Here is a 17,587-nt window from a genome sequence, read left to right as displayed (position 1 = left end):
AATTCAAGTTCTTCAATTTTCTCTTTCAATTTTTTGATTTCATCTTGTTTGCTCATTGCTTTTTTCTTTTGGTCTAAAGTACTATATTTTTTAATCCAATAATCAATAGAAGATCTCGGAACGTTATATTTTTTAGCAGCAAAATTGGTAGAGATTTGACCATTTTGAATTTGGTCAATGATGAATAATTTGAGTTCAAAACCGACTTTAGTGTACGATTTTTTTCGATAGGGTTGTTTTTGTTTACTTTCCATAAGTGACTAATTATTGATGAATTTTTAGTCAACCTATTTCAGGATTTTACACCGATCTAATGTTTGGCAACGGTCTTGTATAAAAATAGTTGCGTTTTTGCGTGCGAGGGTTTTCCGTAGGAAAATCAGAAGTAGCAAAAGAGCAACGACCTTTAAAATTAGTTCTAAATATAGCAATTTTTTTTATGCGTTGTTGTGCATAGTTTTTTAACATCCATTATTCGAAATAATTTTAATATCAGTTTTTGATTTTTTAATACTTTCAAATTCCCATAATTTTCCATTCCAAAAAAGTTTCTTTATTCCTATACTTTTTTCAATTATTAGACTGTCAGAGGATATTTGGTTTAAATTAAGTTCTTTCTGATTTTGTGTACCTTTTACATTTATGTCTTTCCCATTTTTACTTATAAATCTTCTACTTCCCATACAACTATTAGGATTTATAAAATTATCGAAATCAATTTTAATCGTGTCTTTTTTCGCAGTAAGGTAAATTACAATTCCATCTTCACAACATCCACATTTCATATTTCTATTGTAACTGTCAGTTTTATTAATGTAATAAGTACTTACGGTATATTCTCGAATAGAGTCTGAATTTTTAAAATTTAAAATATCTCCTTTATTATAAGGAAACCATTCAGAATATGATTTGTTAAATTCAGGACATTTAATGATACCCTTATTCATATATAATTTTAAACTATAAAGAATAATAAAAAGACAAATAAAAATTCCAATTAGCCAATATCTTTTTTTCATTAATTATTGAGTTTGAGTTAAATTATGCACAACTCGTTATATACTCACCAAAAGTAACGTTATCCATTCACATTCACGGACAACATCATTTAGTTTTTTTATCAATTCTAAAAGTATTGTTTTTTAAGTAGTTTTTAACGCTGTTTTCATAATAAAACTGAGGATTGTTAGTTTGTGGTTGGTAAAAGTGAATTCAAATTAAATAAAAAAGCATCTTTTGTACGCAGTAGTTACGTAAAAAGATGCTTTTGCAATTGTTAAAATCAACAAGTTTTAAGCTTCCGCAGTACCGTTGAATTTTATTCTTTTTTCAATAGCCTGAATGATAGATCCTGCAATGTCTTTTCCCGTTGCGTTTTCTATACCTTCCAATCCAGGAGAAGAGTTTACTTCTAACAACAATGGACCTTTGTTTGAGCGAATCAAATCCACACCCGCTACAGGCAAGTTTAATATTTTGGCAGATTTTAATGCTAACTTTTTCTCTTCAGGTGTAATTTTTACAATAGAAGCAGAGCCTCCTTGGTGTATGTTTGCTCTAAATTCTCCCTTAGCAGCTGTTCTTTCTATAGAGGCTACCACACGTCCGTCTACCACAAAACATCTTAAATCTTTTCCGTTGGCTTCTCTAATAAATTCTTGCACTAAGATGTTTGCATTTAAACTTTTAAAAGCATTGATTACAGATTCAGCAGCTTTATTTGTTTCAGCCAAAACAACACCTTTTCCTTGTGTGCTTTCTAATAGTTTGATAATCAATGGTGCTCCACCCACCATGTTGATCAAATCTTTGGTGTCTAATGGTGATTTTGCAAAACCAGTAGTAGGAATGTGAATATCGTTTTTTGAGAATAATTGAGAAGAATACAATTTATCTCTTGAAGAACTGATGGATTCAGCATCGTTTAAACAATATGTACCTAGTGTTTTAAACATTCTTAATAAGGCACAACCATAAAAAGTCATACTTGTTTTGATTCGTGGAATTACCGCATCAAAATCATTAATAACATTACCACCTCTGTAACGAATTTCTGGAGTAACAGTGTCTAGTTTCATGTAACACTGTTGTACGTTTAAAAACACCATTTCGTGTCCTCTTGCTCGTCCAGCTTCCATCAATCTTTTGTTAGAATACAATTCTGGGTTGCTTGCCAAAACAGCTATTTTTAAACCTGTCTTTTTCATCACAAAAGTTTCGTACTTACGATCAATTTCTTCTTCCGAAATATCACCTAGTACAAATTCTTCTGCGGGGTTTACAATCATTCTATTTTCCATGGCTTGTCTACCCAACAGCATTTTAAACTCCATGGTATCTCTGTCTGCCAACGTAAGTTCTATTTCCCAAGTAGTATCACCCATGGTAACTTCAGAAGCAATTACATATCGCTTTTCAGGAATTCCCGATGAACTTTTAATAATTCTAGTGGCAATTATTTTAGCTTCACATTCTACAGAAATACTTCTGTTTTCTGTCAAAGGCTGAACGTAAAAACGCACCCAGTTTTCTTTATTTTTTCTATATGTTGTAATATCAGTAGCTTGAATAGAAGATGTTTTTGCACCAGAATCTACTCTTGCTTTGATAGCAGGAATATTCAGTTGGTTAAAGTGACACCATTCTTTGTTTCCTACAATTTTTAATTCACTCATTTATAATTTATTTTTTTTCGAATGTAAAGGTAATAATATGTTATTTGTGTTATGACAATATTAATTTTAAAGATAGATTATTTTCTTTTTTAAATCCTTTTAAAATCATATTGAATTGTTATATTTGTCGCAGAAATTTAAGAACATGAATACAATCAAGTTGCATCATCATCACATCCTATACTGCGCTTAAGCGAGTTGGAAGGATTATGTTGTAATAGTAAACATATATTTTCATACCCGTTTGAGATCTCTCGAACGGGTTTTTTATTTTAAAAATTGATATAAACTATATACAAATGAGCACGTTAAAAATTGCCATTCAAAAATCAGGAAGATTGAACGAAGATTCTTTACAATTATTAAAAGAATGTGGAATTTCAATTGATCATCGCAATGCACAGTTAAAAGCAACTGCGAGAAATTTTCCTTTGGAAGTTTTTTATTTAAGAAATGGTGACATTCCTCAGTATTTAGAAGATGGAGTAGTAGATATTGCTATTTTGGGAGAAAATACGTTGATTGAAAAAGGTGAAAATTTACCAATAGTAGAACGTTTAGGTTTTTCTAAATGCAAAGTTTCTTTGGCAGTGCCTAAAGATGTTGATTACACGGATATTTCTTATTTTGAAGGAAAACGCATTGCAACTTCGTACACCAATACTTTAGAAAAGTACTTAAAAGAGAAAAACATAAAAGCTACGTTTCATAAAATTGCAGGTTCTGTAGAGATTGCTCCAAATATTGGTTTGGCTGATGGTATTTGTGATATTGTAAGTTCAGGAGGAACTTTGTTTGCAAACGGATTGAAAGAAGCAGAAGTGATGTTTTGGTCTGAAGCTGTTTTGACAAAATCACCTGTGTTATCAGATGATAAACAAGCTTTGTTAGATAAATTACAATTTAGAATTCAAGCAATTTTAAAAGGACGTGCTAATAGATACGTATTGTTAAATGCTCCAAATGATAAGGTTGATGCTATTATTAAAGTAATTCCAGGAATGAAATCTCCAACGGTTTTGCCACTAGCACAAGAAGGATGGAGTTCTATTCATACGGTAATTCCTAAAGATAAATTTTGGGAAATTTTAGATGAGTTAAAAGCTTTAGGTGCAGAAGGTATTTTAACTACGGAGATTGAGAAAATGGTTTTATAATAGTACAAAGTAAAAAGTATAAAGTACAAAGTAAGAAAAGCTAAAGTACTCATTACTTAATACTCAGTACTCAGTACTAGTAAAAAATGAAAACATACATTAACCCATCAAAAGATACTTGGGCAAGAATTACTCAACGTCCAGCTAAAGAAGCAAATACGTTAGGTGCTACTGTAAAAGGTGTTTTTGAAGATGTAAAAATAAATGGAGATCAGGCTTTAAAAAACTACACAGAGAAATTTGATGGAGTTATTTTATCTGATTTAAAAGTTACTCAGCAAGAAATAAACAATGCAATCCCTTTGGTTTCTCAAAAATTAAAGGATGCTATTGTATTGGCTAAAAACAATGTAGAGACGTTTCATGCTTCTCAAAAAATAGAGAAAAAAGTAATTTCTACGGTTAACGGTGTGGATTGTTGGCAAGAAATGAAGCCTATAGAAAAAGTAGGTTTGTACATTCCAGGAGGATCGGCACCTTTATTTTCTACCATTTTAATGTTGGGAGTTCCTGCAAAAATTGCTGGAGCTACTAAAATAGTTTTGTGTACACCACCATCAAAAGATGGAACGATCAACCCAGCAATTTTATTTGCTGCACAGTTGGTAGGTGTTACAGAAATCTATAAATTAGGTGGAATTCAAGCTATTGCAGCCATGACGTATGGTACGGAATCTGTACCAAGTGTTTATAAAATATTTGGACCAGGAAATCAGTTTGTAACGGCAGCAAAACAATTTGCTTTAACGCAAGGATTAGCTATTGATATGCCAGCAGGACCAAGTGAAGTGATGGTAGTTGCAGATAAAGATGCTGATGCTAGTTTTGTGGTAGCAGATTTATTATCGCAAGCAGAACACGGTGCGGATAGTCAGGTGATTTTGGTAACGGAATCTCAAAAATTAATAGACAAAGTTCAAATAGAATTAGAAAAACAATTAGCGGAGTTGCCAAGACAAGAAGTGGCAAGATTGGCTATTGAAAACTCTAGTGCTATTTTGATTGATAATATTGATGATCAAAATGAATTGATTAACGAATATGCTCCTGAACATTTAATTTTAAATGTGTTGAATGAGGATTTGTATTTAGATAAAATTGTGAATGCTGGTTCTGTATTTATAGGGCCTTTAACACCAGAAAGTGCAGGAGATTATGCTTCAGGAACAAATCATACGTTGCCTACGAACGGATATGCTCGTATGTACAGTGGTGTGAATTTAGATGCGTTTACAAAGAAAATCACCTATCAAAAAATAACAGCAGAAGGAATTCAGAATATTGGTCCTGCTATTGAATTGATGGCAGCAGCAGAAGGATTGGATGCACATAAAAATGCAGTGACGTTAAGGCTTAATAGTATCAAGTAGTTAGTATTGAGTATCAAGATTTTTTGATACTAGGTACCAGATACTAGATACCAAATACATGAAAATATGAGTTTCGATTTAAAAAATATAATCAGAGAAAATGTAGCCAACATGAAAGCTTACTCTTCAGCAAGAGATGAGTTTCAGGGAGCTACAGATGATATGGTGTTTTTGGATGCCAATGAAAATCCGTTTGAAAATGGAGTGAATCGTTATCCAGATCCGATGCAGAGAACTGTAAAATCAGAATTGGTAAAAATTAAAGAAGTTGCTCAAGAAAACATTTTCTTAGGAAATGGTTCTGATGAAGTCATCGATTTGATTTTACGCGCTTTTTGTGAACCTAAAGAAGATAATATCATCACTTTGCCACCTTCATACGGAATGTATGATGTGTCGGCTAATTTGAATAACATTAACATTAAAGAAGTTCCTTTAAAAGAGAATTTTCAGCCCAATGTTTCTAAAATATTAGAAACAGTTGATGAAAATACGAAAGTGATTTTCTTGTGTTCTCCAAACAATCCATCAGGGAACTTGTTTGATTATGCGAATGTAAAAGCGATTGTAGAAGGTTTTAATGGATTGGTTGTGGTTGATGAAGCCTATATTGATTTTGCATCGGAGCCAAGTTGGGTTGCTCGTTTAGAGAAACATCCTAATTTAATAGTGAGTCAAACCATGTCTAAAGCTTATGGTATGGCAGGAATTCGTTTGGGAGTTTGCTATGCATCTGCCGAAATTATTGCAGTTTTAAACAAAATTAAACCTCCATACAACGTTAATGAGTTAACGCAGCAAAAAGCTTTAGAGCGTTTGTTGGCTTATGAAGATGTACAAGAAGAGATTGAAGCTGTTTTGGTAGAACGTGATAATTTAGAAATTGCCTTAAAAGAGGTTTCTTTTGTAGAAAAAATATATCCTAGTGATGCCAATTTTTTATTGGTAAAAGTAGATGATGCTACCAAACGTTACAACCAACTCATAGAAAAAGGAATTGTGGTGAGAAATAGAACCACGCAGTTATTGTGTGAAAATACCTTGCGTTTTACAGTAGGAACCATTAAAGAGAATATTGCTTTGATGAAGGCTTTAAGAGAGCTTCAATAGAAGCGAATTCCTGAACTTGTTTCAGGAAAAAAAATGAATGTTTATTGAAATACTATTGTTATATATTATCAAATAAAAGTAGAAACTTATTATATATAGGTTACACAGATACTATTGCTCGAAGAATAAATGAACATAAAAAAGGATTTGGAGCTGTATTTACCAAAAAATAAAATGTGCATGATTTGGTTTATTATGAAGAGTTTGATGATAAATCAACAGCGAAGAAAAGAGAGAAACAATTAAAAAATTGGCATAAAGAATGGAAATGGAACTTGATAAAAGAATCAAATCCTTATTTATTGACAATTGAATTATAATAATATCCTGAAACGAGTTCAGGATTGATTAACAAGTTAATCATGAAAAAAGTTTTATTTATAGATAGAGACGGTACACTTTGTATAGAACCACCTGTAGATTATCAATTAGATAGTTTAGAAAAGTTAGAGTTTTATCCAAAGGTTTTCCGTTACATGGCAAGAATTGCCGAGGAATTGGATTATGAATTGGTGATGGTAACCAATCAAGATGGATTGGGAACAGATTCTTTTCCTGAAGATACTTTTTGGCCAGCTCAGAAAAAAGTGATTCAGGCTTTTGAAAATGAAGGTGTCGTTTTTACTGCTGTACATATTGATAAAACTTTTCCGCATGAAAATGCTGAAACTCGCAAGCCAAGAACAGGTTTGTTAACGCAGTATTTTGATAAAGAAAAATACGATTTAGAAAAATCTTTTGTGTTAGGTGATAGAATTACGGACATGGAATTGGCTAAAAATTTAGGAGCTAAGGGAATTTTTTTATCAGAAAATCCAGAATTAGGTGTTGATGAAGTAGAGGCTGATGTAAAAGCAATTCACGATTGTATTGCCTTGACTTCTACAGATTGGAAAACTATTTATGAGTTTTTAAAACTTGAAGATAGAGTATCAGAAATCACAAGAAACACCAACGAAACTAAAATTTACATCAAACTAAATTTAGATGGATCTGGTAAGAATGATATTTCTACAGGAGTAAAATTCTTTGATCACATGCTAGATCAAATTGGTCGTCATGGTGCCATGGATTTAACCGTAAAAGTAGATGGTGATTTAGAGGTTGATGAACATCACACCATAGAAGATACCATGATTGCTTTAGGAGAATTATTTAACAAAGCTTTAGGTAATAAATTAGGAATAGAACGTTATGGTTTTTGTTTGCCAATGGACGATTGTTTGGCACAAGCTGCAGTTGATTTTGGTGGAAGACCTTGGTTGGTTTGGGAAGCTGATTTTAAACGTGAAATGATTGGTGATATGCCAACGGAAATGTTTTTACACTTGTTTAAATCATTTACTGATGGAGCTAAATGTAATTTAAACATTAAAGCGGAAGGAGATAACGAACATCACAAAATAGAAGGAATTTTTAAAGCCTTTGCGAAAGCAATGAAAATGGCTGTAAAGCGTGATGCTAATAAAATGTTTTTACCGAGTACGAAGGGCGTTCTTTAGAACGCAGTACAGAGTACAAAGTAGTTAGTACAGAGTTTTTTTGTTGCTACGATAAACTAGATACTTTGTACTGAGGACTAAATACTAAAAAAAATGAAAATAGTAATTATAAACTACGGAGCTGGAAACATACAATCTATCCGATTTGCGATTGAGCGATTAGGATACGAAGCTGTTTTGAGTAATGATGTTGAAGAAATAAAAAGTGCAGATAAAGTTATTTTTCCAGGAGTTGGAGAAGCAAGTTCTGCCATGAAAATGTTAAAAGCTACAGGATTAGATGCCTTAATTCCAACCTTAACTCAACCTGTTTTAGGAATTTGTTTAGGAATGCAGTTGATGTGTAAATATTCTGAAGAAGGAGATACCACAGGATTAGGTATTTTTAATGTAGATGTAAAACGTTTTGAAAACATTGTAAAAGTTCCTCAAATAGGATGGAACCAAATTAGCGGTTTGGGATCTAAGATTTTTAACAATGTTAAAGAAGGTGCTTACATGTATTTGGTACACAGTTATTATGCACCTTTAACTAAAGAAACTATTGCGACTACGGAATATGGAATTCAATATTCTACAGCATTGCAAAAAAGCAATTTTTACGGAGTGCAATTTCACCCAGAAAAAAGTAGTACAGACGGAGCACAGATTTTAGAGAATTTCCTCAATCTTTAGATTGAGAGTACGGAGTAGTTAGTACAAAGTATAGAGAAATGAACAAATATCAGGATTTAAAAATATGGAATAAAGCAATGGAGTTAGTTGAAAAAACTTATCTGTTGATGAAACTATTACCTGATGATGAAAAGTTTGGATTGATTAGTCAAATTAAAAGATGTAGTGTGTCAATTCCTTCAAATATTGCAGAAGGAGCAGGAAGAAATTCTAAAAATGAGTTTAAACATTTTTTAAGTATCACAAATGGATCAACAACAGAGTTAGAAACTCAAATATTGTTAACTGTAAGGTTAAATTTAGTTGATAAAAAAGAAATTCAAGAAATATTAAATTTATGTACTGAAATAAGGAAGATGAATTATGCTCTTCAAAAAAGTTTAAGCTAAAACTTACTACTTTGTACTCAGTACTTAATACTATTATAAATGAGAATAATACCAGCCATAGATATTATAGACGGACAATGTGTACGTTTATCAAAAGGAGATTATAATACCAAAAAAGTATACAACGAAAATCCTTTAGAAATAGCCAAGCAGTTTGAAGCTCACGGAATAGAGCATTTACACTTGGTAGATTTAGATGGAGCCAAAGCAAGCCATATTGTAAATCATAAAGTGTTAGAGGAAATTGCAACCAAAACTACCTTAAAAATTGATTTTGGTGGAGGTTTAAAAACCGATGAAGATTTAAAAATTGCTTTTGAATCTGGAGCCAATCAAATTACAGGAGGAAGTATTGCAGTAAAAAATGCAGCTGTTTTTAAAAGTTGGATTGCAAAATTTGGAGCGGATAAAATTATTTTAGGAGCAGATGCAAATAATGAAAAAATTGCAATTAGTGGATGGTTAGAAGAATCTGATGAAGATTTAATTCCATTTATTCAAGGATACCAAAAAGAAGGAATTCAATATGTAATTTGTACAGACATAGCTAAAGATGGAATGTTACAAGGACCTTCTTTTGATTTGTATGAAAAAATAATCAAAGATTGTCCGAACGTAAAATTGATTGCAAGTGGAGGAATTTCTACTTTTGATGAATTACCACGTTTAAGAGATTTAGGATGTGAAGGAACCATTGTTGGAAAAGCAATTTATGAAAATAGAATTAGCTTAAAGCAATTGGAGAATTTTATTATTGGTAGATAGTAGTGAGTATCTAGAGTCAAGTATTAAGACTTTTGTTTATTTATAAAATTAAATTTGATGAAGTTTAGATTACCAAGAAAAACAAAGAAAAAATTAGAAGGAAAACTTTGGTTGTATCCTGCTGATAAAGATGGTAATCGATTAATGGCTTTTCCTAAAAGAAATGAAGAGGATTATATTGCTTTAAAAAAAGGAATTGTTAAAGATTCATTTAGTCGTATAAATAAATTAGAGCGTAAGATTTTTCATGAAAAACTAGATAGAGAAAATTATGTATCAGATACTATTTTAAAAGAATATGTTGATGATATTTTTAGAGAAGGTTATAGAGGGAGATCTTATGAAATATTAATCCAAGCTAAAAAAAAGCCTAAAGCGGTTAAAGCATATTTTAATTTTTTAAATGCTTATCAGTTATCTATGGAAGGAGAATCATTAGAAAATATATGTTGTTTGGCAGTTGATAATGCAAAAGAGTTAATAAAAAAATAAGAAAGTAATAAGTATCAAGTAACAGGTATCAAGAATTTTAAAGTCCAGATACCAGATACCAGATACCAGATACCAAAATTATGTTAGCAAAAAGAATAGTTCCTTGTTTGGATATAAAAAACGGACGTACTGTAAAAGGTGTCAATTTTGTAGACCTTCGTGATGCAGGTGATCCTGTAGAGTTGGCCAAAAAATATGCAGAAACAGGAGCAGATGAATTGGTTTTTTTAGATATTTCCGCAACTGAAGAACGTAGAAGGACTTTGGTGAATTTGGTTCGTGATGTAGCTGCTCAAGTAAACATTCCGTTTACGGTAGGTGGTGGAATATCATCTGTAGAAGATGTTGATATTTTATTGCAAAATGGAGCAGATAAAGTTTCTATCAATTCATCAGCAGTAAAAAGACCACAGTTGGTAAATGAGTTGTCTCAAAAGTTTGGAAGTCAATGTGTGGTTGTAGCCATTGATGCCAAGAAAATTGATGGAGAGTGGATTGTACACTTGGTAGGAGGTAAAGTTCCGACTGAATTAAATTTATTTGATTGGGCAAAAGAAGTAGAAGAAAGGGGAGCAGGAGAAATTTTATTTACATCGATGAACAATGATGGAACGAAAGACGGATTTGCAAATGAAGCTTTGGCTCGTTTGTCAGAAGAATTAAACATTCCTATTATCGCTAGTGGTGGAGCAGGAAATATGCAACACTTTGTAGATACATTTAAAGATGGAAAAGCAGATGCAGCTTTGGCTGCAAGTGTGTTTCATTTTCAAGAAATTGAAATACCAGATTTAAAACAAGAATTAAAAAAACAGGGAATTCCTGTTAGACTATAAATAGCCAGAATGGAGAACAGAATCACCGTATTTGTACCAACATATAATAGGGCAAAACTATTACCCAAATTGTTAAGTTCTTTAAATGAACAAGATTACAAACAGTTTGAGTTGTTGGTGGTTGATGATGGTTCCACAGATAATACAAAGGAGTTGATTGAACAATGGATTTTAAAAAATGCGTTTAAAATCAATTATGTTTATCAAGAAAATTCTGGAAAACATGTGGCTTATAATAAAGCTATTAGTAGAGTGTGTACAGAACTTTTTTTAGAACTTGATTCAGATGATTATTTAACGGATGATGCTTTAAGTACAATTATTTATACATGGGATACAAAATGCAATAAAGATCGTATAGCAAATATCCAATATTTGTGTAAATATAAAGACGATCGTATTATTGGAACCAAATTCCCGAAGACAATAAGTAATAATTATGAAATTAGACAAGTTGATAAAGTTAAGGGAGATAAAGGTATAGTTTATGTTTCTGCTAGATTGAAAGAATTTACATTACCTTATTTCAAGAACGAGAGTGTTGTTTATTCTATCTTACATAATAGAGTTTCAAGGAAATACGAAGTTTATTGTTTAAACAAAGCACTTAAGGTTGTAGAATATCTAGATTCTGGAATTAGTATAACGAATAGAACTAAAAAGAGACCTAGATATTTAACAATGATGTTAAGATATAACGAATTCAATTATTTTGACATCACTTTAGGAAAGTACATACATTACAATAGTAAATACGTAAAAAATGCTTTGATGGCTAATAAAACAATCAAAGAAATTTTTAACAATGCCATCAACCGAAAAGGTATCTTTGTCCTTTCTTTTGTACATGGATATTTGGCTTATTTAGCAAAAAGAATTAAAAAATAATACTCAAATGGAAATCAAATTTGACGAAAAAGGACTTGTTCCTGCAATTATACAAGATGCTGAAACTAAAAATGTATTGATGTTAGGATACATGAATCAAGAAGCATTTGACACAACTTTAACCACCAATAAAGTTACTTTTTATAGCAGATCTAAAAACAGATTGTGGACCAAAGGAGAAGAAAGTGGAAACTTTTTGGAATTGGTGTCTATCAAAAATGACTGTGATAAAGACACGTTGTTGATCCAGACAAAACCAGCAGGACCTACATGCCATAAAGGAACAGGTACTTGTTGGGCAGAAGGAAACGATGAGAATTTTGGTTTTTTGTCTACCTTAGAAAATGTAATTGCAGATCGTGTAAAGAATAAAGATGTTCAAAAATCTTATGTGGCCAGTTTGTTTGCAAAAGGAATCAACAAAGTAGCTCAGAAAGTAGGAGAGGAAGCGGTAGAAACCGTAATTGAAGCGATGGATAACAATGATGAGTTGTTTTTATATGAGGCCGGAGATTTATTGTTCCATTATTTAATGTTGTTACAAGCAAAAGGATTTACATTAAAAGACATAACAGCGGAATTGAAAAAGCGTCAGAAGTAAATTGTTTATAAAAAATAGTAGCAAGCCCTAGAAAATAAAAATTCTAGGGCTTTTGTTTTTTATATTTGCAACCTACGTTTACTCTATGAAAGACACATTCAAACATCAAGGATTAAGAAATCAACTGGTTTCTGTTTTACAGACCAAAGGCGTGACAAACACAGAGGTTTTGGCTGCTATTAAAGAAATTCCAAGGCATTTGTATATGGATGCTAGTTTTGAAGAATATGCTTATCAAGATGTGGCTTTTCCTATTGCTGCAGAACAAACCATTTCGCAACCTTATACGGTTGGTTTTCAGTCACAATTGTTAGAAATTCAACCTGGAGAAAAAGTGTTGGAAATTGGAACAGGTTCTGGCTACCAAACGAGTGTATTGGTGCATTTGGGAGCAGTTGTTTATACCATAGAACGTCAGCAAGAATTGTACAAAAAAACATCAAACTTACTACCTAAATTAGGTTACAGACCCAAACACATGTATTTTGGTGATGGATACAAAGGCTTGCCAGATTTTGCTCCTTTTGATAAAATTATTGTGACTTGTGGAGCTCCTTTTTTACCAAAACCGTTGTTGGCTCAGTTAAAAGTGGGGGGTAGAATGGTAATTCCCGTAGGAGACGAACAACAAATGATGACATTGATTACGCGTAACTCTCCTAAGGAATTTGACAAACAAGTGATAGAGGAATGTGCTTTTGTTCCAATGTTGAAAAACAAAAACCTTAAGAATTTTTCATAGTCATTCGGACGTTTCGTTCTCTAGCATCAAAAGATTTTTCCTCTAAGGGTAAAACAACCTCATTAAACAATTGCATCAGTTTAGAATGATGTTCTGTGGTTTTGTTTTTAGTCAAATCTACATGTACAAAAGTCATCCAAGCCAAAGCTTTTAATTGATTTTTTTGTTTGTTAAACATTCGCATTTCTACTTTCATGTGCTTTTTTGAAAATTCTATGGTTTGAGATTCAAAAGCAATTTCTTCCATGGTAAAAACAGGTAAAATGTATGCAATTTGGGTGCTAGAAACTACCCATCCTATTTTTTCTTCACGAATCATTTTAAAGATGTCAATTCCATAGGCATTCAAAACTTGATCTTCTCGTTGATTTAGAAAATAATCAATATAGCGACCGTTGTTTAAGTGGTTGAAAGGATCGCAATCTTGAAATCTAATTTTGGTGTTACTGGTTAATATTTTTGGTTTTTCCATGTTATTTTTTAGGTGTAAAAGTGACACAAGGAATAATCATTTCTTCTAGAGAAACACCTCCGTGCTGATAGGTATCTTTGTAATAATTGGTGTAATGGTTTTGATTATTTGGATACACAAAAAACAAATTGTCTTTGGCAAAAATAAAAGAACTATTCATGTGTTCTTGTGGCAGAAAAATATCTTTAGGATCGTGTTCTGCGTATACGTCTTTTTCTTGGTAAGTAAGGCTTCTCCCTGTTTTGTAACGCAAGTTAGATGCTATTGCCTTTGTTCCTATTACTTGCGTAGGTTTGCTACAATTTATGGTTCCGTGATCGGTAGTTATGACTAATTTAATGTTGTCTTTTTGTGCCTTTTTAATCAACTCTAACATAGGTGAATTTAAAAACCAAGTATCAGTCAATGCTCTATAAGCTTTGTCGTCAGAAGCCAATTCTCGAATTACTTTAGTGTCTGTTTTGGCATGAGAAAGCATGTCTACAAAGTTGAAAACTACAACGTTAAACTTGTTGTTTTTGTATTGATTGTAATTTTGAATCAATTCCTTACCCGTTTTTAAGTTGCTAATTTTATGATAAGAAAAAGGAAGATCTTTTCTAAGTCGTTTCAATTGTCTTTTTAAAAATTCTTCTTCATGCATGTTTTTTCCACCTTCATCGTTTTCATGCATCCATAGGTCTTTTTCTTGTTTGGCCATTTCCAAAGGTGTCAACCCAGAAAAAATAGCATTTCTAGCATAGTGTGTAGCGGTAGGTAAAATGCTGTAGAATGATGTTTCTGATTGTTTTTTGTAATAATTGGCAATGTTTTTTTCAATCATAAAATATTGATCATATCTTAAATTGTCTACAATCAAAACTAAGGTTTTGTCATTTTTCTCTATTTCTGGCAAAACAATTTTTTTAAATAGTTGATGAGATAAAATAGGAGTATCCTCATCGTAAAACCAATCTTTGTAATTTTTTTTGATGAATTTGAAAAATATTTGATTGGCTTCTTGTTTTTGACTTTCTAAAATCCCCAACAATCCTGTATCATCTATGTTTTCTAATTCCAATTCCCAATTGACCAATTTTTTATAAATACTCACCCATTCTTGATGAGAATTTACCGATGCCAATTCCATAGAAATTTTTCTAAATTCTTGTTGGTAATTAATGGTTGTTCTCTCACTAACCAAACGGTTGTGTTCCAAATTCTTTTTTAGGCTTAATAAAATCTGATTTGGATTGACTGGTTTGATAAGGTAATCGGCAATTTTAGAACCAATAGCTTCTTCCATCAAATATTCTTCCTCACTTTTGGTAATCATAATAATGGGAATGTTGGAAACAATGTTGTTGATTTCCGTAAGGGTTTCTAGTCCAGACAATCCTGGCATGTTTTCATCCAAAAATATAATATCAAAGGAATTGTCTTTTACCAAATCCAATGCATCAGAACCGTTGCTGCATGGGGTTACGTGGTAGTTTCTTTTTTCTAAAAAAAGGATATGTGGTTTCAAAAGGTTGATTTCATCATCAACCCATAGAATCTCTATATTGTTCATAAGGGTAAGAATCTAGGATTTACTATCTATAAAGCGATTAGATTTTTATATTTGTGTTACCTTAAAAGTACAAAAATTGAAAAGCTCAATCAATAAAGTTAAAATTATAAACGATCCTATCTACGGATTTATTACAATTCCTAACAAATTAATTTTTGATTTGATAGAACACCCTTATTTTCAGCGGTTAAGAAGAATTACGCAAATGGGGATGTCTAATTTGGTATATCCAGGAGCGCATCACACACGTTTTCATCACGCGGTGGGTTGCATGCACTTGATGCAAAAAGCAATTAGAGTATTGATAAATAAGGGGGTTGAAATTAGTGATGATGAAAAAAATGCAGTTTGCATGGCAATTTTGTTGCATGATATTGGTCACGGACCTTATTCTCACGCTTTGGAACATAGCATTGTTGAAGGTGTAAGTCACGAAGCCATTTCATTGTTGTTTATGAAAGAGCTAAATAAAGAGTTTAAAGGAAAATTGTCTTTGGCAATAGAAATTTTTGAAGGAAAATATCCACGCAAGTTTCTGAATCAATTGGTGTCTAGTCAACTGGATATAGATCGAATGGACTATTTAAAAAGAGATAGTTTTTATACAGGTGTTGCAGAAGGAAACATCAGCTCTGAACGTTTGATAGACATGTTAAATGTGGTAGAAGATAAGTTGGTTGTAGAAGAAAAGGGAATATATTCTGTAGAAAAATTTATTGTAGGACGTAGGTTGATGTATTGGCAAGTGTATTTACACAAAACCAGTGTAGTTGCCGAAAAAATGTTGGTAAATTTATTGGCAAGAGCAAAACATTTGGCTCAAAGAGGAGTACAGTTGCCTTCTAGCAAAGCTTTGCACTATTTTCTGTACAGAGAGGTAGATGAGAATTTTGATTTAGAAACTTTAAAGACATTTTCTAGGTTGGATGACTATGATATTTTATCTGCTATTAAGGATTGGATTAGTCACGATGACAAGATCCTTTCAAAGTTATCTGAGATGATTATTAATAGAAAGTTATTAAAAGTTAAAATTAATAGTGAGCCTTTTAAAGAAAAAGATATCGAAGAAATTAAAAGACAGATGTTAAAAAAAGGTTGGACAGAAGAAGCCTTTACTTATTTTTTAATTCAAGATACTGTTGAAAATCAAGCATATAATGACAAGTCTAATAAGATTTACTTGTATTATAAAAATGGAGATATTATAGATATTGTAAAAGCATCCGATCAATTAAACATTCAAGCATTGACAAAACCCGTAGTGAAACATTTTCTTTGCTATCCAAAACACGTCAAAATAAGTTAAATATAATTTAATTTCATACTTTTGCCAATAATGGAATTTAAAGCAACACAGATAGCAGAAATTTTAGGGGGGGAGATCGTTGGTGATTCGTCTGCTACAGTATCTACATTAAGTAAAATAGAAGAAGGAGAAAAAGGTTCAATGACTTTTTTGTCCAATCCAAAATACACAAATTATATATATTCTACAAATGCATCTATTGTAATTGTAAATAGTGATTTTGTACCAGCAAAAGAAATTAGCGCTACTTTGATAAAAGTACAAGATGCTTATCAGGCTTTTACACAAATTTTGGAATTTTACAATGAATATAAAAATCAAAAATCAGGAATTGAATCTCCTGTAAGTATTTCAGAAACTGCAAAAATAGGTAGTGATGCTTATATTGGAGCCTTTGTTTATATAGGAGCCAATGCAGTTTTAGGAAATAATGTTAAAATATATCCAGGGTGTTATATTGGTGACAATGTGATTGTTAAAGACAATACAACCTTGTATGCAGGTGTAAAAGTATATTCTGATTGTGAAATAGGAAACAATTGTAAAATTCATGCAGGTGTTGTAGTTGGTTCCGATGGTTTTGGTTTTGCTCCTACAGAAACAGGGGAATATAAAACAATTCCACAGATAGGAAATGTAATCATACACGACAATGTAGACATAGGAGCCAATTCTACCATAGATAGAGCAACTATGGGGTCAACTGTTATAGGAAAAGGAGTAAAATTAGACAATTTAACACAGGTTGCTCACAATGCCACAATTGGTAAAAACACAGTGATGGCTTCTCAGTCAGGAATTGCTGGTTCTAGCTCAGTAGGTGACAATTGTATGATTGGTGGGCAAGTTGGAATTTCAGGACACATAAGTGTTGGTAATAATGTGAAAATTTCTGCCAAAACAGGAGTGGCAAAAAACATAAAAGACGGAGCTATTATCAGAGGAATTCCTTCTATGAATTACAACGATTATAATAAATCGTATGTCTATTTCAAAAAATTGCCATCTATTATCGAAGAATTAAAAAATAAATAAGCTTTAAAAAAGTATAA

General features: G+C 31.9%; 19 protein-coding genes and 1 pseudogene. 15 read left to right on the top strand and 5 right to left on the bottom strand.

Going from position 1 to position 17,587, the window contains the following annotated elements; translation table 11 throughout:
• The 3 genes from Q4548_RS06735 to rimK all read right to left on the bottom strand — a co-directional run.
• The coding region (locus Q4548_RS06735) for a helix-turn-helix domain-containing protein (protein WP_303452866.1) at positions 1–254 on the bottom strand (254 nt) is incomplete at its 3' end.
• Positions 255–461: 207 nt separating this feature from the next.
• Entirely contained in the window at positions 462–947 is a 486-nt protein-coding gene (locus Q4548_RS06730; protein WP_303452864.1) for a hypothetical protein, read from the bottom strand.
• A gap of 345 nt (positions 948–1,292) precedes the next feature.
• Positions 1,293–2,675, bottom strand: a complete 1,383-nt coding sequence (gene rimK / locus Q4548_RS06725; protein ID WP_303452862.1) for a 30S ribosomal protein S6--L-glutamate ligase — start codon at positions 2,673–2,675, stop codon at positions 1,293–1,295.
• Positions 2,676–2,974: 299 nt separating this feature from the next.
• On the opposite strand from rimK, the gene hisG reads away from it, so the two are divergent.
• From hisG to Q4548_RS06660, 13 genes and pseudogenes are all read left to right on the top strand, one after another.
• Positions 2,975–3,832: an ATP phosphoribosyltransferase gene (hisG, locus tag Q4548_RS06720; protein ID WP_303452860.1), complete on the top strand. Its 858-nt coding sequence runs from the start codon at positions 2,975–2,977 to the stop codon at positions 3,830–3,832.
• 86 nt (positions 3,833–3,918) lie between these two features.
• A complete protein-coding gene (gene hisD, locus Q4548_RS06715; protein ID WP_303452858.1) occupies positions 3,919–5,202 on the top strand; it encodes a histidinol dehydrogenase in 1,284 nt (427 codons plus the stop codon).
• A 66-nt stretch (positions 5,203–5,268) separates the two neighbouring features.
• A complete protein-coding gene (gene hisC / locus Q4548_RS06710; protein ID WP_303452856.1) occupies positions 5,269–6,312 on the top strand; it encodes a histidinol-phosphate transaminase in 1,044 nt (347 codons plus the stop codon).
• 44 nt (positions 6,313–6,356) lie between these two features.
• Positions 6,357–6,632, top strand: a pseudogene (locus Q4548_RS06705) (GIY-YIG nuclease family protein).
• A 42-nt stretch (positions 6,633–6,674) separates the two neighbouring features.
• Entirely contained in the window at positions 6,675–7,814 is a 1,140-nt protein-coding gene (gene hisB, locus Q4548_RS06700) for a bifunctional histidinol-phosphatase/imidazoleglycerol-phosphate dehydratase HisB (RefSeq protein ID WP_303452854.1), read from the top strand.
• A gap of 93 nt (positions 7,815–7,907) precedes the next feature.
• On the top strand, positions 7,908–8,489 hold the full coding sequence (gene hisH, locus Q4548_RS06695) for an imidazole glycerol phosphate synthase subunit HisH (protein ID WP_303452852.1): 582 nt from the start codon (positions 7,908–7,910) through the stop codon (positions 8,487–8,489).
• A gap of 38 nt (positions 8,490–8,527) precedes the next feature.
• Positions 8,528–8,878, top strand: coding sequence for a four helix bundle protein (locus tag Q4548_RS06690; RefSeq protein ID WP_303452850.1), 351 nt, complete (start codon positions 8,528–8,530; stop codon positions 8,876–8,878).
• A 39-nt stretch (positions 8,879–8,917) separates the two neighbouring features.
• Entirely contained in the window at positions 8,918–9,643 is a 726-nt protein-coding gene (gene hisA / locus Q4548_RS06685; protein ID WP_303452848.1) for a 1-(5-phosphoribosyl)-5-[(5-phosphoribosylamino)methylideneamino]imidazole-4-carboxamide isomerase, read from the top strand.
• A 57-nt stretch (positions 9,644–9,700) separates the two neighbouring features.
• The gene (locus Q4548_RS06680; protein ID WP_303452846.1) at positions 9,701–10,135 is read left to right on the top strand and encodes a hypothetical protein; all 435 of its coding nucleotides are present in this window, start codon (positions 9,701–9,703) and stop codon (positions 10,133–10,135) included.
• Between the two features lie 80 nt (positions 10,136–10,215).
• Positions 10,216–10,971: an imidazole glycerol phosphate synthase subunit HisF gene (gene hisF, locus Q4548_RS06675; RefSeq protein WP_303452844.1), complete on the top strand. Its 756-nt coding sequence runs from the start codon at positions 10,216–10,218 to the stop codon at positions 10,969–10,971.
• Between the two features lie 9 nt (positions 10,972–10,980).
• Complete coding sequence (locus Q4548_RS06670) at positions 10,981–11,859, top strand: glycosyltransferase family A protein (RefSeq protein WP_303452842.1); 879 nt, start codon at positions 10,981–10,983, stop codon at positions 11,857–11,859.
• A 7-nt stretch (positions 11,860–11,866) separates the two neighbouring features.
• Positions 11,867–12,460 carry a bifunctional phosphoribosyl-AMP cyclohydrolase/phosphoribosyl-ATP diphosphatase HisIE gene (gene hisIE, locus Q4548_RS06665; RefSeq protein ID WP_303452840.1) on the top strand — a complete coding sequence of 198 codons (594 nt, stop codon included), beginning with the start codon at positions 11,867–11,869 and terminating at the stop codon, positions 12,458–12,460.
• 85 nt (positions 12,461–12,545) lie between these two features.
• Positions 12,546–13,202 (top strand): protein-L-isoaspartate(D-aspartate) O-methyltransferase, encoded by a 657-nt coding sequence (locus Q4548_RS06660; RefSeq protein WP_303452837.1) that lies wholly within the window; start codon positions 12,546–12,548, stop codon positions 13,200–13,202.
• On the opposite strand, the gene Q4548_RS06655 is transcribed toward Q4548_RS06660, so the two are convergent.
• Positions 13,186–13,674 (bottom strand): thioesterase family protein, encoded by a 489-nt coding sequence (locus tag Q4548_RS06655; RefSeq protein ID WP_303452835.1) that lies wholly within the window; start codon positions 13,672–13,674, stop codon positions 13,186–13,188. The two genes, Q4548_RS06660 and Q4548_RS06655, sit on opposite strands and share 17 nt — an antisense overlap.
• 1 nt (position 13,675) lies before the next feature.
• Positions 13,676–15,226, bottom strand: a complete 1,551-nt coding sequence (locus Q4548_RS06650; protein ID WP_303452833.1) for a bifunctional response regulator/alkaline phosphatase family protein — start codon at positions 15,224–15,226, stop codon at positions 13,676–13,678.
• A 76-nt stretch (positions 15,227–15,302) separates the two neighbouring features.
• On the opposite strand from Q4548_RS06650, the gene Q4548_RS06645 reads away from it, so the two are divergent.
• A complete protein-coding gene (locus Q4548_RS06645) occupies positions 15,303–16,535 on the top strand; it encodes an HD domain-containing protein (RefSeq protein ID WP_303452830.1) in 1,233 nt (410 codons plus the stop codon).
• Between the two features lie 30 nt (positions 16,536–16,565).
• A complete protein-coding gene (lpxD, locus tag Q4548_RS06640) occupies positions 16,566–17,570 on the top strand; it encodes a UDP-3-O-(3-hydroxymyristoyl)glucosamine N-acyltransferase (protein ID WP_303452828.1) in 1,005 nt (334 codons plus the stop codon).
• Positions 17,571–17,587: the final 17 nt, after the last annotated feature.

Origin of the sequence: Wenyingzhuangia sp. 2_MG-2023, assembly GCF_030548295.1 — a bacterium.
Taxonomy (GTDB): domain Bacteria; phylum Bacteroidota; class Bacteroidia; order Flavobacteriales; family Flavobacteriaceae; genus Wenyingzhuangia.
Note: the sequence above shows the minus strand (reverse complement) of the source record. Positions and strands in the feature narration are given on the sequence as shown.